This window comes from Sphingomonas sp. (genome assembly GCF_017304635.1).
In the GTDB taxonomy this organism is placed as follows: Bacteria; Pseudomonadota; Alphaproteobacteria; order Sphingomonadales; family Sphingomonadaceae; genus Sphingomonas.
The window spans coordinates 1291067-1313592 of record NZ_JAFKMA010000001.1; the positions used below are offsets into that span (position 1 = coordinate 1291067).

The 22526-nt window shown below is 67.5% G+C and carries 14 protein-coding genes; 6 read left to right on the forward strand and 8 right to left on the reverse strand.

Features of this window, described 5'->3' with window-relative positions:
* Nucleotide 1 precedes the first annotated feature (1 nt).
* Genes J0I47_RS06495 through J0I47_RS06505 form a run of 3 tightly spaced genes read right to left on the reverse strand, consistent with a single transcriptional unit; the run spans nucleotide 2 to nucleotide 5860 of the window.
* Nucleotides 2-3616, reverse strand: a complete 3615-nt coding sequence (locus J0I47_RS06495; protein WP_294045684.1) for an error-prone DNA polymerase — start codon at nucleotides 3614-3616, stop codon at nucleotides 2-4.
* Nucleotides 3613-5094: a DNA polymerase Y family protein gene (locus tag J0I47_RS06500; protein ID WP_294045912.1), complete on the reverse strand. Its 1482-nt coding sequence runs from the start codon at nucleotides 5092-5094 to the stop codon at nucleotides 3613-3615. The genes J0I47_RS06495 and J0I47_RS06500 overlap by 4 nt, the downstream gene beginning before the upstream one ends.
* Before the next feature lie 4 nt (nucleotides 5095-5098).
* Nucleotides 5099-5860, reverse strand: coding sequence for a hypothetical protein (locus tag J0I47_RS06505; RefSeq protein ID WP_294045686.1), 762 nt, complete (start codon nucleotides 5858-5860; stop codon nucleotides 5099-5101).
* A gap of 155 nt (nucleotides 5861-6015) precedes the next feature.
* Between J0I47_RS06505 and J0I47_RS06510 the strand changes: the two genes are divergently transcribed.
* The 4 genes from J0I47_RS06510 (at nucleotide 6016) to J0I47_RS06525 (ending at nucleotide 9705) form a co-directional block, all read left to right on the forward strand.
* The gene (locus J0I47_RS06510) at nucleotides 6016-6309 is read left to right on the forward strand and encodes a plasmid stabilization protein (protein ID WP_294045687.1); all 294 of its coding nucleotides are present in this window, start codon (nucleotides 6016-6018) and stop codon (nucleotides 6307-6309) included.
* Between the two features lie 41 nt (nucleotides 6310-6350).
* Nucleotides 6351-8405: an NAD(+) synthase gene (locus J0I47_RS06515; protein WP_294045688.1), complete on the forward strand. Its 2055-nt coding sequence runs from the start codon at nucleotides 6351-6353 to the stop codon at nucleotides 8403-8405.
* Nucleotides 8406-8424: 19 nt separating this feature from the next.
* Entirely contained in the window at nucleotides 8425-9315 is an 891-nt protein-coding gene (locus J0I47_RS06520; protein ID WP_294045690.1) for an alpha/beta hydrolase, read from the forward strand.
* A 102-nt stretch (nucleotides 9316-9417) separates the two neighbouring features.
* Nucleotides 9418-9705 carry a UvrB/UvrC motif-containing protein gene (locus tag J0I47_RS06525; RefSeq protein WP_294045692.1) on the forward strand — a complete coding sequence of 96 codons (288 nt, stop codon included), beginning with the start codon at nucleotides 9418-9420 and terminating at the stop codon, nucleotides 9703-9705.
* 72 nt (nucleotides 9706-9777) lie between these two features.
* Here the strand turns inward: J0I47_RS06525 and J0I47_RS06530 are convergent, their stop codons facing one another.
* Together J0I47_RS06530 and putA are read right to left on the reverse strand one after the other, a co-directional pair.
* The gene (locus J0I47_RS06530; RefSeq protein WP_294045693.1) at nucleotides 9778-10938 is read right to left on the reverse strand and encodes an alpha-hydroxy-acid oxidizing protein; all 1161 of its coding nucleotides are present in this window, start codon (nucleotides 10936-10938) and stop codon (nucleotides 9778-9780) included.
* Between the two features lie 191 nt (nucleotides 10939-11129).
* The gene (gene putA, locus J0I47_RS06535) at nucleotides 11130-14738 is read right to left on the reverse strand and encodes a trifunctional transcriptional regulator/proline dehydrogenase/L-glutamate gamma-semialdehyde dehydrogenase (RefSeq protein ID WP_294045696.1); all 3609 of its coding nucleotides are present in this window, start codon (nucleotides 14736-14738) and stop codon (nucleotides 11130-11132) included.
* Between the two features lie 98 nt (nucleotides 14739-14836).
* Between putA and J0I47_RS06540 the strand changes: the two genes are divergently transcribed.
* A complete protein-coding gene (locus tag J0I47_RS06540; RefSeq protein WP_294045697.1) occupies nucleotides 14837-15301 on the forward strand; it encodes an Lrp/AsnC ligand binding domain-containing protein in 465 nt (154 codons plus the stop codon).
* 212 nt (nucleotides 15302-15513) lie between these two features.
* Here J0I47_RS06540 and J0I47_RS06545 read toward each other — a convergent pair whose 3' ends face one another.
* The 3 genes from J0I47_RS06545 to J0I47_RS06555 form a co-directional block, all read right to left on the reverse strand.
* Nucleotides 15514-16632, reverse strand: coding sequence for a PEPxxWA-CTERM sorting domain-containing protein (locus tag J0I47_RS06545; protein WP_294045699.1), 1119 nt, complete (start codon nucleotides 16630-16632; stop codon nucleotides 15514-15516).
* A 456-nt stretch (nucleotides 16633-17088) separates the two neighbouring features.
* On the reverse strand, nucleotides 17089-18576 hold the full coding sequence (locus J0I47_RS06550; RefSeq protein ID WP_294045701.1) for an MFS transporter: 1488 nt from the start codon (nucleotides 18574-18576) through the stop codon (nucleotides 17089-17091).
* Nucleotides 18577-18648: 72 nt separating this feature from the next.
* Entirely contained in the window at nucleotides 18649-19677 is a 1029-nt protein-coding gene (locus J0I47_RS06555) for a LacI family DNA-binding transcriptional regulator (protein ID WP_294045702.1), read from the reverse strand.
* Nucleotides 19678-19826: 149 nt separating this feature from the next.
* Between J0I47_RS06555 and J0I47_RS06560 the strand changes: the two genes are divergently transcribed.
* Nucleotides 19827-22520: a TonB-dependent receptor gene (locus J0I47_RS06560; RefSeq protein WP_294045704.1), complete on the forward strand. Its 2694-nt coding sequence runs from the start codon at nucleotides 19827-19829 to the stop codon at nucleotides 22518-22520.
* Nucleotides 22521-22526 lie beyond the last annotated feature (6 nt).

The window sequence follows — 22526 nt, forward strand, 5'->3', positions numbered from 1 at the left end:
ATCAATGGAAATCGCGCGACTTGGGCAGGATGCGGACGTCGCGCGGATGGCGTCCGCCGGTCGACGTGGCCCGCGTGTAGCGCGGGTCGGGCTGGAGGCCGATGTCTGCCCGCGCCATGACAGGGCGCGTCGCGCGATCCTCCGACAGGCGCGACAGTTCGTGCGTGCGGTCGATCACACGGGCGCCCATCAGGTGGACGACGTCGCCCTCGTCCTTGGGACTGCGCTGGATCTCGCCCTCGACCGTCATCAGCCGCGATCCCATCACCTGCATCCGCTGCGCCTCGAAGATCCGCGCCCAGAGCAGCACGTTGGTTATGCCGGTCTCGTCCTCCAGCGTGATGAAGACCGCGTTGCCGTTGCCCGGCCGCTGGCGCACCAGCACGACGCCGGCAACGGTCGCACGCGTGCCGTTCTTCGCCGCGTCGATCTCGGCGCTGCTTTTGACCCCCTCACGCGCGAACATCGGGCGGAGGAATTGCATCGGATGCCCTTTGAGCGACAGCCGGGTCAGCTGGTAATCGGCGCTGACTTCCTCGCTGAGCGGCATCGCCGGCAGCCGCGCGTCGTCCTCCACCCCCAATTCGCGCGCCTTTGCTGCCGCGAACAGCGGTAGTTCGTTCGACGGCGTCCGCCGCACCTCCCACAAGGCATCGCGCCGCCCCGTGCCGAGCGATCCCCACGCATCGGCATCGGCCAGCAACCGCAACGCCCGCGACGGCAGGCTGGCGCGCCGCGCGAGTTCTTCGATCGAGGCGAAAGGGCCGTGGGCGAGGCGCTCGTCGCGCAAACGAACCGCCCATTCCTCGCGAAACCCGTCGATCTGGCGGAAACCGATGCGCAAGGCCAGCCCGCCATCGCTCCGCTCCCGCTGCGCCCAACGCGGCAAGGGGTCGGGCGGTGCGTCATTCGGCTCCAACAGATTGTCCCAGTCACTTGCGTTGACGTCGACCGGCAGGATCGCAACGCCGTGCTCGAACGCATCGCGCACGATCTGCGCCGGCGCGTAGAACCCCATCGGCTGTGAGTTCAGCAAGGCGCAGGCGAAGGCGGCGGGATAAAAGCATTTAAGCCAGGCGGAAACATAGACCAGCCGCCCGAAGGCCAGGGCATGACTTTCGGGAAAGCCGTAGCTGCCGAACCCCTCGATCTGCTTGAAACAGCGTTCGGCGAAATCGCGCTCGTATCCGCGTGCGACCATGCCCTCGACCATCTTCTCCTGAAAATGCGGCATCGTGCCGACGTTACGGAAGGTCGCCATGGCACGACGCAGGCGGTTGGCATCCTCGGGGGAAAATCTGGCGGCGACGATCGCCAGCTTCATCGCCTGTTCCTGAAACAGCGGCACGCCCAGCGTCATGCCGAGCACGCCTTCCAGTTCGTCGCTCGGTCCGAACCGCGGATTGGGGGCCGGATATTCGGGTTTTTCCTTGCCCGCTCGTCGTCTCAGATACGGATGGACCATGTTTCCCTGGATCGGTCCGGGCCGAACGATCGCGACCTGCACGACGATGTCGTAGAATTTACGAGGTCTGAGCCGGGGCAGCATGTTCATCTGCGCTCTGCTCTCGATCTGGAACAGGCCCAGGCTGTCGCCCTGGCAGAGCATGTCGTAAACGGTCGAAAGTTCGGCCGGCACATCATCGAGCGTCAGCCTGACGCCATCGGCCCGCTCGATGAGATCGAACGCCTTCTTGATGCAGGTCAGCATGCCCAGCGCCAGCACGTCGACCTTCATCAGTTGCAATGAGTCGATATCGTCCTTGTCCCACTCGATGAACGTACGATCCGCCATCGCCGCATTGTGGATCGGCACGGTTTCGATCAACGGCAGCTGCGTCAGCACGAATCCGCCGACATGCTGCGAGAGATGGCGCGGGAATTCGAGCAACTGGTCGACCAGCGCTTTCAGCCGTGCAACGTCGGGATTGTCGAGCGCGAAGCCGGCTTGCACGAAGCGGCTTTCCTCGACGCTGTTCGAATAACTCCCCCAGATCGTGCTCGACAGGCGCGAGGTGACGTCCTCGCTCATGCCCAGCGCCTTGCCGACTTCGCGCAACGTACTGCGCGAGCGGTAGTGGATGACCGTGGCCGCGATCGCCGCGCGATGGCGACCGTAGCGGCGATACACGTATTGCATCACTTCCTCGCGTCGCTCGTGCTCGAAATCGACGTCGATATCGGGTGGCTCGTCGCGCTCGGCGGAAACGAAGCGGGAGAAGAGCAGGTCGAACTTCATCGGATCGACCGAGGTCACGCCGAGGATGAAGCATACCGCCGAATTCGCCGCCGAACCGCGTCCTTGGCAAAGGATCGGCGGATTCTGGCTGCGCGCGAACCGCACGAGGTCGTGGACGGTCAGGAAATAATAAGCGTAGCCGCGCGCGCGGATCAGCGTGAATTCCTCGTACAGCAAGGCGTAGAGCTTTTCCGGCACGCGATAATCGTACCGCTCCAACGCGGTCTGCCAGACCAGATGTTCGAGCCAGTCCTGCGCCTCCCATCCGTCGGGCACAGGCTCATGCGGATATTCGTAGCTCAGCTGGTCGAGCGTGAAGTCGATGCGGTCGAGCAGGCGCTGGCTCTCCGCGATTGCCTCCGGATAATGGCGGAACAGTCGGTCCATCTCATTCGGGTGTTTGAGGTGCCGCTCGGCATTCGCCTCGAGCAACCGCCCGGCCGATTTCACGTCGACGCCCTTGCGGATGCAGGTGACGATATCGTGGAGCTGGCGCTGGTCCGGCGATGCGAACAGGGCGTCGTTGGTCGCCAATAAAGGGATCTGGGCCAGCGTCGCGATCCTGGCCAGGCGATGCAGATGGCGCTTGTCCTTGCCACGATGCGGCACGGTCGCGCCGAGCCACAGGCGGTCGCCAACGAGACGTTTGAGGCGCTTGAGTATCGGCTCGAGCCCTGCCTGGTATCCATGCGAATTGCCCAGTTCCACGACCCGGGCCGTCGTTCGTTGCCCGAGCGCCGGTGCGCCGCCATCCCTGCGCGCAGGAAATCGGACGATATTATCGCCCATGACTTCCTCCTCATCGCCGAGTTGCAGGAAACCGCGGTCCTGTTCTTCCGCGATCCGTCGCTTTTCGGCGAGTTGCTCGACCTCGTCGGGATCGAAGGTCGAGTGGCCGAGGACGATCAGCAGGAGGTCCTGATGATGCGCGGTCAGATCGCCGAGATCGAGCAGGCACCCGCCTTTCTGGGCGCGCCGGTTGCCCATGGTCAGCAGCCGCGTCAGCCGGCCCCAGCCGTAGCGTGTCGCTGGGTAAGCGACGACGTCCGGCGTGCCGTCGCGGAACACGAGACGCGCGCCGACGACCAGGCGGAAATCGAGGCTCGGCTCGGGCAGATCGGGCGGATCGGGAAACGGCTCCCACGGCGCGTCGGCTTCGTGTTTGACTCGCGCCTTGGCCCATTCGGCGCTGAACCGGGCGCGCGCGTCGCGCAACGCGACATGAGCACGCACGACGCCGGCGACCGTATTGCGATCGGCGATACCGATGCCGGTCATGCCGAGCTCGATCGCGCGGGCGACCATGTCGCTGGGATGCGACGCGCCGCGCAGGAAGGAATAGTTGGTCGCGGCGACCAGCTCGGCGAACGCCGTCACGCGAATACACCGTGGACATACCAGGCGGGTGCCGGCTGGCCGTCCTCGAACAGGCCGTGGCGGAAGATCCAGAGGCGGCGGCCGCGACGGTCCTCGACCCGATAATAGTCGCGCGTCGGCGCCTCGCGCCTGGTCCACCACGGCGCGGCGATCCGCTCCGGTCCTTCGGCGCGCGCGACCTCGTGCAGCGTGCGACGCCAGCGGAACTGGGCGGGCGGCCCATCGGGCACGCCGGCGACGACGTTGTCGATCGGTTGCGGCGGATCGAACAGGTGGATCGGGCGGAGCGGCGGCTCGTCGGTATCGAGCGTCGGCCAGGCGGATGGCGCCGCCGGCTCCATCGCCGGCAGCATGAACTCGGCCTGTTCGGGCAAGTGGCGATCGCGCGCCACGAACCGCCGCACCCGGTTGCGCCCCAGCCGCGTCGACAGGCGATCGATCAGGAGCGCCAGTTGGTCCTCCGCGACCGCGCCGCCCTCCAGTTTCAGCTGCGCCGCGTCGAGCCGTTCGGCGACCGGCACGTCGAGCCGGATCAGGTCGAACCCGAACCCCGGATCGATCGGATCGGCCAGCGCGTCGATCCGTTCGCGGAACAGCCGCAACACCGCCGCCACGTCGCGGCTCGGCCGGCCGGTTTCGACCGCGAGACGCTGCACCAACCCGTCGGTGCGAAAGAAACGCGCCTCGAACCGACGTCCGCCTTCATGGCCCTGCTCCAGCCGCGCCACCGCTTCCGCCATCAGCTCAGCCAGCACGTCCAGCGCATAATCGGTGCGTGCGACCGGCTCGACGAAGCGGCGTTCGGCATGGAGCGGCGGCGTGACGATGCGCGGGGTCAGCGGGCTGTCCGCCTCGCCGACGATGCGGCGAACGCGCGTCGCCGCCTCCCCGCCGAACCGCGCGGCGATCGCCGACAGCGGGCGCACGACGACGTCGCCCACCGTCTTCAAGCCGGCGCGCTTCAACGCCAGCGTCGCCTCGTCGTCGAGCCCCAGCGCCGCCACCGGCAGCCGCCGCACGGCCTCGTCCTCGGTCGCGCCGCTCACCCGCCAGCGCGCCAGCGCGCGCGCCGCGTCGGGGTTGCCGGCAAAGGCATACGCCACGACCACGCCCAGCCGATCGAACCGCGCGATCGCATCGTCGGCCAACGCCGTCTCGCCACCGAACAAGTGAACGCACCCGGTCACGTCGAGCAGCAACCCATCGGGCGCGTCGAGCATCACCCATGGCGTGTAGCGGATGCAGCCGTCGGCCAGCCGCTCGAGCCATTGCTGGTCGTCATACGGGGCATGGTCGAACGCGGCGAGTTCCGGCACCCGCGCCCGCGCATCGGCGAGCGTCGTGCCCGGTTCGAGCCCGAGCCGCGCCGCCGCCGGATCGACGGCATGCAGGCGTTGCGCGCCCTTCACCTTCTCGATCAGCGCATAGGGGGCCGCCTCATCCGCCCCGGCGAACAGATGCGCGCGCGTGTGGCGCAGCCGCTCAGCCGGCAGCCACGGGAAGTACAACGCCAGGTAGCGGCGCGGCTTCAGGCTCCTGGAAGGCTCGTCGTTCACGGTTCCACTCCACGCGCCAGACGCCGCCGGCGGGACCGGCGCGACGGCGCAACAATTCGATCTCGAACGCCGGATGTCCCGGCGCCCCCTCCCCGCCATCAGCGACCGGCCGCGACGACGAGGGCGCCACGCGCCAGCGCGTATCGGCGACGCTGGGGCTCTCCCGCGCGGCGATCCGCAGCAGCAGCACGGTCACCCCCGACGCTTCCGCCGCCAGCATCAGCCGCCGCGTCGCGGTGAGGTCGAGCGCGCGGGGATCGTCCCATGCCTCGACCACCAGCGCGCCGATGCCGGCACAGCGCGCCGCATCGTTCGCCGCGCGGAGCAGCGCATCGTCGTCGGCGACGAGCGCCAGCACCATCGCACCCACCGCCACGCCGACCGCGTGCAAGCCCCCGGCATGGAGCTTGCCGCCGCGCCGCTCCGCCGCATCGGTGCGCAGCCACAAGAGCGGTCGCGCCTCCCCTGCCAGCATCGCCAGCATCGCCCCGAACCCGGCCGCCGCTCCGGCATCCTCGCTCGCCGCCGCGACGATTTCGTGCAGCCGCCCGCGGCTCAGGCCGCCGCCGAGCCAGCGATCGACCGCCGCATGCCCGGTCGCGAAGCGCACGCCATCACGCGGCGGCGCGCGTTCCAGACGCGCCAGCCGCCGACGCAAACGAGCAAGCGAGGCAACCGACTCGGGCATAGATTGTTCATGATATGTTCTTATGCGCCGCTGGCAAGTGTTGGATTCGACGGAAAGATTGATTCAGGTTGGTCGCTTTCCCGTCGCGACCTTGGATCGCGTCTCCGCTTCCACGCGTTGCGCTTTGCGCGATATCGACGGGAGGAGATGGCCCAATGCCCCGCGGCGACAAGAGTGCCTATACCGACAAGCAGAAGCGCCAGGCCGAGCATATCGAGGAAGGGTATGAAAATCGCGGCACGCCCAAGGACGAGGCCGAGCGCCGGGCCTGGGCGACGGTCAACAAGGACTCGGGCGGCGGCAAGAAATCGGGCTCAGGCCGCGGCAAGCATGTCGAGCACAGCGCTTCCGAACGCGGCGGCCGCGCGCACAAGAAGGGCTCGCCCGAGGCGCGATCGGCGGCGGCGCGCAAGGGCTGGGACACCAGGCGACGCAACGGCAACGCCTGAGACGATAGCGTAACGGTCACAACGTCGCTAAATCGCCACGCATGGCGAAGACGCATCGTTTCTACTCGCACCATTCACACGAGTTCCTGCGAGTCGCGGCGTGCACGCCGGTCGCGAGCGTCGGCGATGTCGCCGCCAACGTCGCCGCGACGATCGCGCTGGCGAAGCGCGGGCACGACGAACGCTGCGACCTGCTCGTCTTCCCAGAGCTCAACCTGACCAGCTACGCCATCGACGATCTCCATCACCAGGACGTGATCCAGCGCGCCAGCGAGGCCGCGATCGCCGAGGTCGCGGCGGCCACAGCCAAGCTGCGCCCCGTCCTGCTGGTCGGGGCGGGCGTCGTCCGCAACGGCCGACTCTACAATTGCGCGATCGCGATCCATCGCGGGCGCATCCTGGGCATCGTGCCCAAGACGTTCCTGCCCAACTATCGCGAATATTACGAGAAACGCTGGTTCGCGAGCGGTGCGGAAATCGACGCGCCGACCACGACCCTCCTCGCCGGGCAGGAGGTGCCGTTCGGCATCGACCTGATCTTCGCCGCCGACGACTTGTCGCATTTCATCTTCCATGCGGAAATCTGCGAGGATTACTGGGCCCCCACCCCACCCTCGACCGAAGGCGCGCTGGCCGGAGCGCTGGTGTGCTGCAACCTGTCCGCGTCGAACGTCGTCATCGGCAAGTCGCGCCAGCGGCAGTTGCTCTGCGCGTCGCAGTCGGAGCGCGCGGTCTGCGCCTACGTCTTCTCCGCCGCCGGGCCGGGGGAAAGCAGCACCGACCTCGCCTGGGACGGCCAGGGCCTGATCCACGAGCTCGGCGAACTGATCGCGGAAAGCGCGCGGTTCGAGGGCGATCCCGAACTGCTGGTCGCCGACGTCGATTGCGGGCGCATCCGGCAGGAGCGCATCCGCAACGGCACGTTCAACGATGCCGCCCGCCTGCTCGCGCATCCCGAGCGCCGCTTTCGCCGGGTGGCGTTCGCGGCCAAGCCCGACTTCGCCGATGCCGGCCTGCGCCGCGACATCCGCCGCTTTCCGTTCGTCCCCAATACGCCGGAAAAGCTCGACGTCGACTGTTACGAGGCGTTCAACATCCAGGTCTCGGCGCTGGCCCAGCGGATCGTCGCGGCGCGGGCCGAGCGGCTGGTGATCGGCATATCTGGCGGGCTCGACTCCACCCACGCGCTGATCGTCGCGGCCAAGGCGATGGACCGGCTCGGTCGCTCGCGCGAGGCGATCCTGGGCTACACCATGCCCGGTTTCGCGACGAGCGACGGGACCAAGGCCAATGCCTGGGCGCTGATGCGCGCGCTGGGCGTCGCCGGCGACGAGATCGACATCCGCCCCGCCGCCAAGCAGATGCTCGCCGACATGCGGCATCCGTTCGCCGCTGGCGAGCCGGTCCACGACGTGACGTTCGAAAACGTGCAGGCGGGCCTGCGCACCGATTACCTGTTCCGGCTGGCCAATCAGCATAACGGCCTCGTCATCGGCACCGGCGACCTGTCGGAGCTGGCGCTGGGCTGGTGCACCTATGGCGTCGGCGACCAGATGAGCCATTACGCGGTCAATGCCGGGGTGCCCAAGACGCTGATCCAGTTCCTGATCCGCTGGTGCATCCGGACCGACCAGTACGATGCCGAAACCGACCGCGTGCTGGACGCGATCCTGGCGACGGAAATCTCGCCCGAGCTGGTCCCGGCCGACGCCGATGGCGCGATCCAGTCGACCGAGGAGCGGATCGGGCCATACGCGCTCAACGACTTCTTCGCGCATTACGTGATCCGGCATGGGCTGGCGCCGTCGAAGATCGCGTTCCTGGCGCTGAAGGCGTGGGAGGATGCCGGGCGGGGCCGCTGGCCACGCGACTTCCCGGCCAAGGCGCGGGCCGAATACGACATGCCGACGATCCGTTACTGGCTGGAGCAGTTCCTGTTCCGGTTCTTCGCGATCAGCCAGTTCAAGCGGTCGGCGATCCCCAATGGGCCGAAGATGTCGGCGGGCGGCGCGTTGTCCCCGCGCGGCGACTGGCGGGCGCCGTCGGACGGGACCGCCGGGCCATTCCTCGACGAACTCGCCGCCAACGTACCGTAGGGCCGCCAAGGAGAACGACGTGAAGGCGAAGGCCAACGGTATCGAACTGGAATATGAGATCGACGGCGCCGACGATGCGCCGCCGGTGCTGCTCATCATGGGGCTCGGCGCGCAGCTGACGCTGTGGCCGATGCCGATGGTCGAGCAACTGGTCGCGCGCGGCTATCGCGTGATCCGCTACGACAATCGCGACATCGGTTTATCGACCAAGTTCGATGCCGCGGGCATTCCGCTGATGCCCGGTGTGATCGCCGCGATGATGATGGGGGTGAAGCCCGACGTACCCTATCTGCTCGCCGACATGGCGGCGGACGCGATCGGGCTGCTCGACGCGCTCGGCATCGCCCGGGCGCACATCATCGGCGCGTCGATGGGCGGCATGATCGCGCAGATGGTCGCCGCCGCCTATCCGGAGCGCGTGCTGTCGCTGACGTCGATCATGTCGACCACCGGCAACCCCGCTTTGCCGCCGGCGACGACCGAGGCGATGACGGTGCTGACCACGCGCCCCGACTGCATCGACGAGGACGCGATCGTCGCGCACGGCGTCAGGATCGAGAAAGTGATCGGCAGTCCTGGCTACCCGGCCGACCCGGAGAAGCTGTCCGCCCAGGTCCGGGCCGGTTTCCGGCGCAGCTACCACCCGCCCGGTTTCGCGCGGCAGATGGTGGCGATCGTCGCGAGCGGCGACCGGCGCGATGCCCTGCGCACGATCACCGCGCCGACGATGGTCATCCACGGCGTCGACGACCCGTTGGTTCCGCTGGCGGGCGGCCGCGACACCGCAGCGACGATCCCGGGCGCGCAGATCGTCGAGATACTCGGCATGGGCCACAACCTGCCCGAAGCGCTGATCCCGCAGGTGCTCGACGCGTTCGAACGAGTGGCGAAGGACGGAGCAGCAGGCTGACCCGGCCAAGAAGTTAAGAGTCGCACCCTGTCACGCTACAGCGGCGGCAGGAAAAAGGCGCTCGCTCTGACCCCGCGCTCGGCCCTCGCGCGTTGTCGGCGGATGAGCAGCAGCACCGATATCGATGCACTCCGCCAGCGCATGGAAACCGCCGCCGAGGCACTCAATTTCGAGGAGGCGCGGCGGTTGCGGGATCAGCTCAACCTGATCCGCGGCGGGGCGAGCGTGGCGGAGGCGGCGGCGAGCGACACCAGCGGCCTGACGCGGCAACGGCCCGGCGCGATGGGCCTCGGCACCAGCCAGCAGCGCATGACCCCGCCGCCGGGATGGAAAGCGCCGCCCAAGCCGGATTTGATGACACGACGGAGCGGCAGGAAGGGAAAGACTTAGGCCGATCGCTACACGCCCTACAACCGTTCCTTCTTCGTACCAGAAGGTGCGCGGCGCCAAGTCGGCCCTGCCCTAAACCCGAACCGCTCCCGCTGCGCGCACGTCGACCAGCGTCGGCATCCCGTTCACCGCCATCATCAGGTCCGCCTCCGCCAGGATGCATTTCAGCACGTGCGCCGCGCCCTTCGCGCCGTCGAGCGCCAGGCCATAGGCGAACGGCCGCCCAATCCCGACCGCAGCCGCTCCCAGCGCCAGCGCCTTCACAACGTCGCTGCCCGATCGCACGCCACTGTCGAACCAGACCGGTACGTCGCCCGCGCCGGCGACCACGTCCGGCAGCATGTCGATCGCCGCGATGCCGCCGTTCGCCTGACGCCCGCCATGGTTGGAGCAGTAGATCGCATCCGCCCCCAGATCGACCGCGCGCCGTGCATCGTCGGGATGGCAGATCCCCTTGAGCACGATCGGCATTTTCGTGACCGACCGGAACCAGGCGATGTCGTCCCACACGATCGGCCGCGCGAATTGCGATGCCCACAGCACGATCGCCTCCGCCGGGGCGCTGGCCGGCTCCTTGCCCAGCATCTTGTGAAACACCGGATCGGTGAAATAGTTGGTCAGCACATGGCCGCGCAGTTGCGGGAAATTGCCCGCATTCAGGTCGCGCGGCCGCCAACCCGTCACCCACGTGTCGAGCGTCACGACCAGCGCGCGATAGCCCGCCGCCTCCGCCCGCCGGATCAGGCTTTCCGCCAGATCCCGATCGCGCGGCGTATAGAGCTGGAAAAAACCCGGCACGTCGCCGAGATGCCCGGCCACGTCCTCAAGCGTGTCGTTGCCCAACGTCGAGACGGTCATCGGCACGCCGGTCATCGCCGATGCCTGCGCCGCCGCGATGTCGCCATGCTGGTCGGTGGTGCAGATGCCGGTGACGCCGATCGGGCTGAGAAAGATCGGGCTGTGATAGGTGTGGCCGAAGATGGTGGTCGACAGGTCGCGCCTGGTCGTGCCGACCATCATCCGCGGCACCATGCCCCAGTGACGGAACGCCGCCGCGTTCTGGTCCTGAGTCCACTCGTCGCCGCAGCCGCCCTGCACGTAGTTGAGCACGTGCGGCGGCATGGCGGCGGTCGCGCGTTGGACGAGCGTCGCGTAATCGACCGGCAGGCTGGGCAGCACGCCGCGCAGGCCCGCGCCGTAGATCTCGTTCTGGTAATCGCCGAAATGCGGCATTTCTGGCCCTCTCGTGCCCGGTTGTCGGGAGAGTTATGGGCGATTTTGCGGGGTTAGTCGCGGGCAAGTGATCTGCTCAATCACGCTTCGTTGTTCCTGCGAAAGCAGAACCCCAGAGCCACTAACGCGGCGCCGGCAACCCCGGACTCCTGCTTTCGCAGAAATCCGGGAGGATGAACGAGGCACCTTTTCTACCCGATCATCATCAAACTCGCATTGCCGCCCGCCGCCGTCGTGTTGATCGAGGTCGACACTTCCTCGAGCAGCCAGTCGCATTGATACGCCAGCGGCTGGTCAGGCGCGGCGGCGTGGACAGAGACGATCGGGCCGGGCAGCGCCGCGACCTCGGCGGCGACTTCGGTGACGTGGGTGGCATCGCCCTCAACCAGCGCCGCCGCATAGGGCTCGCGCGTGTCGGCGGCGAACACCGCCGCGACGGTGCGCGGCAGGCCGGTCGGCAACCCCATGCCCGCGACCGTGCCGCGATTGCCCGTCGCCAGCACCGCCGCCATCTGTTCGACCAGCCCCTCGCGCGTCGCCGGGCGCAACAGGATGCGGCCGCGCGGATGCAGCGCGTAGAGGTTGCGCTCGCCGACCGGCCCCGGCAGCGCGAGATCGACGCCGAGCGCCGATGCGTCGCCATAACGCCGCGCGACCGCCGCCCCGGCGCGGTCGCCGCCCGCATCAAGCCAATCGGCGAAGTCGTGGAGCGGCGAATCGAGATGCTCGGCGCGCGCCGCGAACACCGGCGCCTGGGCGACCAGCCGGCCGAGATAGAGCGGCCCGCCCGCCTTCGGCCCGGTTCCCGACAGGCCGCGCCCGCCGAACGGCTGCACGCCGACGATCGCGCCGATGACGTTACGATTGACGTAAAGGTTGCCGGCTTTCACTCGCGACGTGACGTGCGCGATCGTCTCGTCGAGCCGCGTGTGCAACCCGAACGTCAGGCCATAGCCGGTCGCGTTGATCGCATCGATCAGCGCGCCGAGCCGCTCGCGCCGATAGCGCACGACGTGGAGGACCGGGCCGAACACCTCGCGCTTCAATTCGGCTATGTCGGCGATCTCGATGATCGTCGGCGCGACGAAGGTGCCGTTGACCGCTTCGGCCGGCAGCGCCTGCTGCTCGATCCGCGCGCCGGCCTTGCGTATCGCGGCGACGTGCCGCTCGATATTTTCCTTCGCCTCGGCAGTGATGACCGGGCCGATATCGACCTTCAGCGCGTCGGTGCGGCCGATCCGCAACTCCTTCAGCGCGCCCTTCAGCATCGCCAGCGTACGGTCGGCGACGTCCTCCTGCAGGCACAGCACGCGCAACGCCGAGCAGCGCTGACCGGCGCTGTCGAACGCGGAGACCAGCACGTCGGCGACTACCTGTTCGGCGAGCGCGGAGCTGTCGACGATCATCGCGTTCTGGCCGCCGGTCTCGGCGATCAGCGGGATCGGGCGGCCGGCGGGCGACAGCCGCGTCGCGAGCTGGCGCTGGATCAGCCGCGCGACCTCGGTCGAGCCGGTGAACATGACGCCGGCGGTCGCGGGCGCCGCGACCAAAGCCGCGCCGATCGCGCCGTCGCCGGGGACGAGTTGCAGCGCGTCGGCCGGGACGCCGGCGGCGTGGAGCAGGCGCACCGCCTCGGCGGCGATCAGCGGGGTTTCCTCGGCCGGCTTGGCGAGCACCGGATTGCCGGCAACCAGCGCCGCGGCAACCTGGCCGGTGAAGATCGCGAGCGGGAAGTTCCACGGGCTGATGCAGACGACGGGACCGAGCGGTTGCTGGTTCGCACCGAACGTGCCGCGCGCCTGCGCCGCGTAATAGCGCAGGAAGTCGATCGCCTCGCGCACTTCGGCGATCGCGTTGGGCAGCGACTTGCCCGCTTCGCGCATCACCAGTCCGAGCAGGATCGGCATCCGCGCCTGCATCGCATCGGCCGCGCGGTCGAGCATCGCGGCGCGCTCGACGACGGGGACGCCGGCCCAGCTCGCGGTGGCGGCGGTCGCGACGGCAGCGCTCGCTTGATCGGGCGAGACCTCGACGACCGTACCGACCACGTCGCGATGATCGGCGGGGTTGAGCACCGGGCGCTCGGTCCCCGCCCCGTCGCTCGCCGCCGCGCGCCAGTCGATCGCCGCACTCTCGCGCAACGCCGCGCTCAGCGCCGCCAGCGCGGTCTCGTCGCTCAGGTCGATCCCGGCAGAGTTGCGGCGGTCGGGGTAGAGGTCGGCGGGCAGCGCGATCAAATCGTGGCGCGCCCCGGGATGCGGCATCGCGCGGACCAGCTCGACCGGATCGGCGATCATCTCGTCGATCGACACCGTCGGATCGGCGATACGGTTGACGAACGAGCTGTTCGCGCCGTTCTCCAGCAAGCGCCGCACGAGGTATGCGAGCAACGTCTCGTGCGTGCCGACCGGCGCGTAGATGCGGCACGGCCGGTCGAGCTTGTCCTTGCCGACAACCTGTTCGTACAGCGGCTCGCCCATGCCGTGCAGGCACTGGAACTCGTACTGGCCGACCGCGAAATCGGGCCCGGCGAGCTGGTAGATCGTCGCCAGCGTCTGCGCGTTATGTGTCGCGAATTGCGGGAACACCGCGTCGGGCGCCGCCAGCAGCTTGCGCGCGCAGGCGATGTACGCGACGTCGGTATGAACCTTGCGCGTGTAGACTGGGAAGTCGGCGAGGCCGTCGACCTGCGCGCGCTTGATCTCGGCATCCCAATAGGCGCCCTTGACCAACCGCACCATGATCCGCCGGCCGCTCCGCCGTGCGAGCTCGATGATCCAGTCGATCACGAACGGGCACCGCTTGCCATAGCCCTGCACCACGAAGCCGAGCCCGTTCCAGTCGGCCAGCTCGGTATCGAGCGCCAGGCTTTCGAGCAGATCGAGCGACAGTTCGAGCCGGTCGGCCTCCTCCGCGTCGATGTTGAAGCCAATGTCATAGCCCTTCGCGAGCAGCGCCAGCTTGCGCACGCGGGGCAGCAATTCGCCCATCACGCGGTCGGCCTGGGCCCGGACATAACGCGGGTGGAGCGCCGACAACTTGATCGAGATGCCCGGCCCTTCGTACACGCCGCGTCCGCCAGACGCCTTGCCGATCGCATGGATCGCGGTCTCGTAATCGGCGTAATAGCGGTCGGCGTCGGCCATCGTCGTCGCCGCCTCGCCCAGCATGTCGTAGCTGTAGCGGAAGCCCTTCGCCTCCAGCGCCCGAGCACGCTTCAGCGCTTCGGCGATCGTCTCGCCGGTCACGAACTGCTCGCCCATCATCCGCATCGCGAAATCGACGCCGCGGCGGATCACCGGCTCGCCCGCCCGCGCGACCAGCCGCGCCAACGCCGCGCCCAGCCCGCGATCATCGACGCTGCCGACCAGCTTGCCGGTCACCACCAGGCCCCAGGTCGCCGCATTGACGAACAGCGACTTGCCCCCGCCGAGATGCGAGCCCCAGTCGCCGTCGGCGATCTTGTCGCGGATCAGCGCGTCGCGGGTCGCATCGTCGGGGATGCGCAGCAACGCCTCCGCCAGGCACATCAGCGCGACGCCTTCCTCGCTCGACAGCGCATATTCCTGGACGAGGCCCTCGACCCCGCTGCCCTTGTGATTGGCGCGAAGCGTGGTGACGAGCTGGCGCGCGATGTCGCGGACGGCGGCTCTGGTCGCATCGTCCAGTGTGGCGGCGTCGAGCAACGGCGCGAGCGCTTCGGCTTCATCGCGGCGATAGGCGGCGGTGATCGCTTGGCGCAGCGGCGATGGCTGGCGGATCGGCGGGGCGAAGGCGGCGAACGGGGGCTGGTCGGTCATGCCGCGAATATAGTGCGGACGCGGTTGACGATCCGACCTTTATTTTAGCTGTCGGTGGACGATATGACGCGGACAGGCGAATTGTCAGGACATCTATTGTGGAAAATGCACAATCCGAAGTCGCATTGGATTCATTCGACCGCAAGATCCTCGCTGAACTCGCGATCGATGGCCGGATCAGCGTGACCGACCTCGCACGCAAGGTCGGGCTGTCGAAGACGCCGTGTCACGTCCGGCTGCGGCGACTGATCGACGCCGGGGTCATCACCGGCTTTCGCGCGACGATCGATCCGGCGAAACTCGGGCTCGATCACGTCGCCTTCGCCGAGGTCAAGCTGACCGACACGCGCGAACAGGCGCTGGCCGAGTTCAACGCGGCGGTGCGGCGTATTCCCGAGGTCGAGGAATGCCACATGATCGCGAGCAGCTTCGATTATCTGCTCAAGGTGCGCACGCCCGACATTCGCCGCTATCGCACCGTGCTCGGCGAGCGCATCTCTAGCCTACCGCACGTCGCCAGCACCTCGACCTTCGTCGCGATGGAGACGGTCAAGGACGGCTGACGTCTTCGGTCTCCATCCGCCACCCCGACCTCGTGCCGGGGTCCACCGATGGGCTTTCCATAGCGCTGGAGGATCGAATGGTTCGCGCGCGGCCTGCCCTCACGCCACCGGCGTAACGGCGTGACGGTGCGCGCCGTCCCTGCCCCCTACCCCACGAAAAAGGGCGCGGCATCCATGGATGCCGCGCCCCTCTTCATCGATCGATCAGGCGATCAGGCGAACACGACCTTCGCCGCGCGGCGGCGCAGGCTGTAGCCGACGAAGCCGAAGCCCAGGATCAGCATCGCCCAGGTCGCCGATTCCGGCACCGGGGTGGTCACCGCGACCTTGCCGGCCAGATACCCGTTGATGAAGTCCTGGTTGTACGCCGTCAGCGTGTTGCCCATGATCTCGCCGACCGACGAGTTGGTGCACTTGCTGAGGTCGGTCGTCTTGGTCGTCGACCGGCTGCTGTTGTACGGATCGGTCGAGTTGCCGCCGCAATAGCCCTGGAAGATGCCGCCGGTGATGCCGAACGACGTCACCGAGACGATCTGGCCGTTGATGAACTCGGGGCCGCCCGAATCGCCCGGCGACGAGCTCGCTTCGTCATTGCCGAAGCCGGTGTTCGACATGCCCAGGTTGCGCCCGAACACGTCGTGCGCCGCAGTGCCGTCGTCGAAGTCGGCGAGCACGACGCCGTGCGTCACGTCGCTGAACAGGTCGTCGCCGTACAGCTCGTACTGGTTGGTGCCGGTGCGCTTCTGGTAGTCGCTCAGGCTCGAATTGGTGCCGCTCGGGCCGCCGATCGTGCCGGTGCCGACTTCGGTGTACTGCTGCAGCGGGTCGCCGGTGTAGATGCTGTACGTGTCGTGGCCGGTCGCCGCCGTGCCCAGCGTGAACAGCGCCACGTCATGGCCCGACCCGATGTCGCCGGTGTGATCGGCGGTGTCGTAGCCCGAATTATAGGCATAGCCGGTCGCCGAATAGACTTCGGTCGCCGAGCCCAGCGACGGCAGGTAGAAGCGGATACGAGCGACCGGATCCGACGTTCCCGAGCTGGTGAACGGATAGACGCAGTGCGCCGCGGTCAGCACGGTCGTCGCGTTGAGCAGCGACCCGGTGCAGATGTAGCCCGAGTTCGGGCTCTGCGCGAGCGTGCTCACGGTCTGGATGAACACGGTGCCGACGCCGTTATATTGCGACGTCTGGTGCAGGTTGATCTGCGCGTTCGACGTGTACGTCATGTACTTCTGCGCGAGATCGCCGATCGCATAGTCGGCCGCCGACGCGCTCTGCGCGCTCAAGGCAACGCCGATCGCCAGCAGACTGCCGGTCAAAATCTTTTTCATTTTACACATCCCCTTTGTCACGAAACCGAGGCTATTCATGACGTTATTACCCCGGCCCACTGACTTTGCTGCCATCGCCGCGACGAACGCGCAAGCGGATATTAACTATTTGTTAAGGATTTTTTTGGGACAGATTCGGGACACGTTCGCGGGGCTGGACCGGTGTGACCGACACGATGCTATAACATACCGGAAACGCGGCGATTCCGCGGGGTTTGAAAGGGTGACGCATGCTCTATCTCGTTCTCGCTGCAGCGGCCGCCGCCGGGCCGCAGACGCATCCGACGCCGGCTGTCAGGCCGAGCGCCGTCCCATGCCGGGACAAAGACGGCCGATTCTCCCTCCACTGTTTTCCGCGCGGGACGGTGGTGAAGATGGCGGAACCGGCGGCCAAGCCGACACCGACCAAGCGCCGGGTGCGATCGAAGAAGTAACCGACCGACCAAGCGCCGCTGGTCAGCGCGTCTCCACCCGCAGCATCGCGATCGCCGCCAGCGCCATGACGCCGGCCGCGAAGGCCATCGTCCAGATCGGCTCGGTCGGGAACCATGCCTTCATGATCGAGCCCATCACGGTCGCGACCAGCAGTTGCGGTACCACGACAAAGACGTTGAACAATCCCATGTAAACGCCCAGCTTCTTCTGCGGCAGGCTCGATGCCAGGATGGCGTAGGGCATGGCCAGGATCGAGGCCCAGGCGATGCCGATGCCGACCTCGCTCGCCAGCAGCCAGTTCGGATCGCGGATCGCGAAAAAGCTGGCATAGCCGACCGCCCCGCACAGCAGCCCGACGACGTGCGTTCGCACCTGCCCGATCCGCCGCGACAACCACGGCAGCAGCGTCAGCGCCGCGACGGCGGCGACGCCGTTATAGGTCCCGAACATCACGTCGACCCAGTTGGCGCCCTCCTGGTATCGCGCACTCGCCGGGTCGGTCGCGCCTAACGCATATTGCGCGACCACCGGGGTCGTATTGATCCACATGATGAACAGCGCCGACCAGCTGAAGAACTGGACCAGCGCCAGCCGTTTCATCAGCGTCGGCATGCCAGAGAAATCGCCGACGATGTGCCCCAGGATCGACGGCGCCGCGCCGCGCTTGGCGCCCGCGATCGCCACGATACTGGCGATACCGTACGCGATCAGCAGCGCGCCGAGCAGATAGACTTCCTTCTTGAGGCCGAACGCGACGACGGCGGCGATCACCACCGCGCCGCCGGCGATCCACGCGGCGCTCGACCCGTAATCGCGCGCGGCGAGCAGGCGGATCGCGTCATGCGCTTCGGCTTCCGCCTCGCCATCGAATGCGGCCATCTCCGCCGGGCTGTATTCGCGCGTCGTCAGCACGGTCCATGCGACCGAGGCGAACAGGGCGATCCCGCCGAACCAGAAGGCGTAGCGGACCGTATCGGGAATCGCGCCCGGCGCCGCGGTGTTGGCGACACCCAGATGCTCGAGCACCTTCGGGAAGATCGACCCGACCACCGCGCCTGCGCCGATGAACGCGGTCTGCACCGCGTAGCCCGTCGCGTGCTGGTCCTTGCGCAGCATATCGCCGACGAACGCGCGGAACGGCTCCATCGAGATGTTGAGCGAGGCGTCGAGCACCCAAAGCATCGCGGCGGCGAACAACAAGGCGGGCGCGAGCGGCATCACCAGCAGCGCCAGCGTCGCCAGGATCGCCCCGGTCAGGAAATACGGCCGCCGCCGCCCCAGCCGCCCGAGCCACGTGCGGTCGGACATGTGCCCGATGATCGGCTGGACCAGCAGCCCGGTCAGCGGTGCCGCCACCCACAGCGCCGGCAAGTCGTCGAGGCTCGACCCCAATGTCTGGAAGACACGGCTCATGTTCGCGTTCTGCAACGCGAAACCGATCTGGATTCCGAAGAATCCGAACGAGATGTTCCACAGTCCGGCAAAGGACTGGCGCGGCCGTTCGTTCATCGCTCCCCTCGATCGTTCTCGTCTCGCGCGCGAGGGTGAGCGCGCCGCCGCCATGCGGTCAACCGGTCCGATTCAGGGACTTGCGGTCGATCCGCGCACGATCAGCCGCGGCGGCAGGATCACCGCCGCGGTCGGCTCGCCGCGGATGCGCGCGAGCAGGGTATCGACCAGCAACTCTCCGGCGCGGCGATAGTCCTGCGCGATCGTGGTCAGCGGCGGATGCGTCAGGCCGGCGGCGGGCAGATCGTCGAACCCGACCACCGCGACGTCGTGCGGCACGCGCTGCCCCGCCCCCTCCAGCGCGCGCATCGCCCCCATCGCGATCATGTCGCTGGCCGCGAACACCGCGTCGAACGCGACTCCGCGCGCGAGCAATGCGTTGGCCGCGTCATAACCCGCCGCCTCGGTGGTGATGGCATCGACCTGGAGCGCCGGATCGACCGCGACCCCCGCCTCGCCCAGCGCCTCGACCAGCCCCTGATAGCGATCCTCGAATTCTGGATAATGGCTCGACGCCTCGCCCAGGAAAGCGATCCGCCGCCGCCCGCCGCCGAGCAGGTGCCGCCCCGCCTCGTACCCCCCCCGGACGTTGTCGCAGCCGATCGTCGCGCCCGCCGGCCCCTGCCGCACCGATCCCCAGCGCACGAAATGGGTCCCCTGCGCCTTCAACTGGTCGAGCCGCGAGCGGTAATCCTCATAATCGCCATAGCCGAGCAGGATGATCCCGTCGGCCTTGCGGCTATCCTCGTAATCGACGTGCCAGTCGTTGGAGAGTTGCTGGAACGAGGTCAGCAGGTCGTAGCCGCGCAGCGCACAGGTCCGCGTAATCGTCCCCAGCATCGCCAGGAAGAACGGATTGATGAGCGAATCGTCCGGCGTCGGATCCTCGAAGAACAGCAGCGCCAGCGTGTTCGACTGGCCGCGCCGCAGCGCCGACGCGTTCTTGTCGACCGTGTAGTTGAGTTGCCGCGCGATCGCCTCGATCCGCAACCGCGTCGCTTCGCTGACCGTGCGATCGCCGCGCAGCGCTCGGCTGACGGTCGGCTGCGACACGCCGGCCAGCGCGGCGATGTCGAAACTGGTCGGCTTTTCCAACGACATGCCGCCCTCCCCAACGAATGTTGCAATCCGGCAACAGCATAAGTCTGAATACGTATGCCGTGTGCTTCCCTTTGCCCGCCGTCAATTCCAATCACGATCGAGAATTGCCCGATCCGCGTCAGATGCGATCGGCCGCAGGGGAGGTTTTGATGACTGCTTTCATTCGTCCGGCGTCGCGCACCCGTATCGCGCTGGCCATCGGCGTCAGCGCCGGGGCGCTGCTGCTCGGCGGCGGCACCGCCTTCGCGCAGACCGCCGCGACCTCGACGCCCGATGCGACGGCGCAGGACACGGCCGACGCGCCGGCGACCGGCGACATCGTCGTCACCGGCTTCCGTGCCGCTTTGGGCAAGGCGACGGCCAAGAAGAAGAACGCCGAGACGGTGATCGAATCGGTCTCGGCCGAAGACATCGGCAAGCTGCCCGACAACGGCATCGGCGAATCGATCGCGCGACTGCCCGGCATCTCGTCGCAGCGGAATGCGGGTCGCGCCAACATCATCTCGATCCGCGGTTTTGGTCCGGACTTCTCGACCACCACGCTGAACGGTCGCCAGCAGACCACCACCAACGACAGCCGCGCGGTCGAGTTCGACCAGTATCCGTCGGAAATCCTGTCGGGCGTCGACGTGTACAAGACGGCGGAGGCGGATCACACCGCCGGCGGCCTGGTCGGCAGCATCGACCTGCGCACCGTCCGCCCGCTCGAAGTCAGCCACCGCGTCCTCGCGATCGGCGCGCGCGGCACTTATGTCGACCAGAAGATCGACCCGAATTCGAGCGACAAGGGCTATCGCGCCTACGCGACCTTCGTCGACAAGTTCATGGACGACCGGCTGGGCGTCGCGATCTCGGCGGCGTACACCGACGAGCCGTACCAGACCCGCGACTTCAACGCCTGGGGCTATGGCGGCTATCCGGGCGGCGGCACCGGCATGAACGGCATCAAGACCTGGTCGGAAACCGACAAGCTGAAGCGGTTCGGCACCAACGCAACCGTCCAGGCGCAGATGAGCGACAACTTCCTGGTCACGATCGACGGTTTCTATTCGCACTTCGTCGATCGCGTCGACCAGCGCGGTTTCGAAATGCCGTTCAACTGCGGCGGCGGCTGCGGTCACGACGCGATCTCGAACGTGAAGACCAACAGCAACGGCCTGGTCACCGCCGCGACCATCGCCGGGACGCCGCTGATCGAGAATTACGCCAACGACCGCACCGCCGACCAATATTCGATTGGCTGGAACATGGCGTGGGACAACCACGACGGCTGGAAGGCGACGGGCGACCTCAGCTGGTCGCGCACGGTCCGCAAGGACAGCTCGATCCAGACGACCGCCGGCCTCGGCCGCGCGCTCGCCAACCCGACCGCGATCGTGTCGTACGTCGTGACCCCGACGGGTCCGCAGTTCACCAGCAACTATAACGGCGCGAGCTCCGCGCTGGTGCTGACCGACGTTGAGGGCTGGAGCGGATCGCCGGTCCAGGCCGGCTATTCGAACCTGCGCAACACCAAGGACGACCTGGTCGAAGCGAAGCTGGAGGTCGAGCGCGAGATCGGCGGCTTCGTGAAGTCGATCAAGGTCGGGGCGGACTTCACCACCCGGACCAAGACGCTGAACGCCAACGAAGGCTTCCTCAGCCCGCCGAACGGCGCCACTACCGCGGCGATCCCGTCGAACCTGCTGCTGACGCCGGTGTCGCTCGACCGCGGGCTCGGCAACATCATCGCCTACGACCCGCGGACGCTCGTCGCCAACGGCGTGCTCGTCTACATCCCGAACAGCTACGGCACGACCAAGGGCTACGGCATCGACGAAGACGTGCTGACGCCCTATGCGATGGCGACGCTGAACGGCCAGCTGGGCGGTGCCACGCTGACCGGCAATATCGGCGTGCAGGGCGTACACACCAGCGTCCTGTCGAGCGGCCAGACCTATCTGCCGGTCAAGGACGATTACTGGATGGTCCTGCCCAGCATGAACCTGGCGCTGCGCACCAACAGCGACTTCGTGATCCGCTTCGCCGCGTCGAAGGAATATATGCGGCCGCGCATGGACCAGTTGAACAACGTCGTCAGCTTCGGTGTCGACACGACGCGCAGCCCGGCGATCTACAGCGGCGGCGGCGGCAATCCGTTGCTGCGGCCGTACCAGGCATGGGCGTTCGACCTGAACTTCGAGAAGTATTTCGGCTCGAAGGGCTATCTCGCGCTGCAGACGTTCTACAAGGACATCACCACCTATATCGATCCGAGCGCATTCGACCTGAACTTCGACTATTCGGGCTTCCCGAAGCCGGGCGGTCAGGTGCCGTCATCGCCGATCGGTCAGTTCAGCGGCCCGGTGAACACGCATGGCGGCCACCTGTACGGCGCCGAAATCGCCGGGACGCTGCCGTTCGACGTGTTCTCGAGCGCGCTGGCGGGCTTCGGCCTGACCGGCGGTGGCGGCTACACCATCACCAAGGTGTACGACTTCAAGGGTCAGGTGACGACGATCCCGGGCTATTCGAAGTGGGTCGGCAGCATCACCGCCTTCTATGAAGGGCACGGCTTCAGCGTCCGCGGCAGCATGCGCTATCGCTCGTCGTTCCTCGGCGACTTCGCGCTCTACAGCGGCGGGCTCGATCGCCAGAAGGTGCTGGCGGAGACGATCTACGATGCGCAGATCGGCTACGATTTCCCGAAGACGTCGGCGCTCGGCGGGCTGTCGCTCTATATCCAGGGCCAGAACCTGACCAACACGCGCTCGGCGACGCTCGGCTCGACCGATCCGCTGTCGTTCCTGAAGTATCAGAGCTACGGGCGCCGCTTCGTCGGCGGGTTCACCTTCAAGTTCTGATCCGTA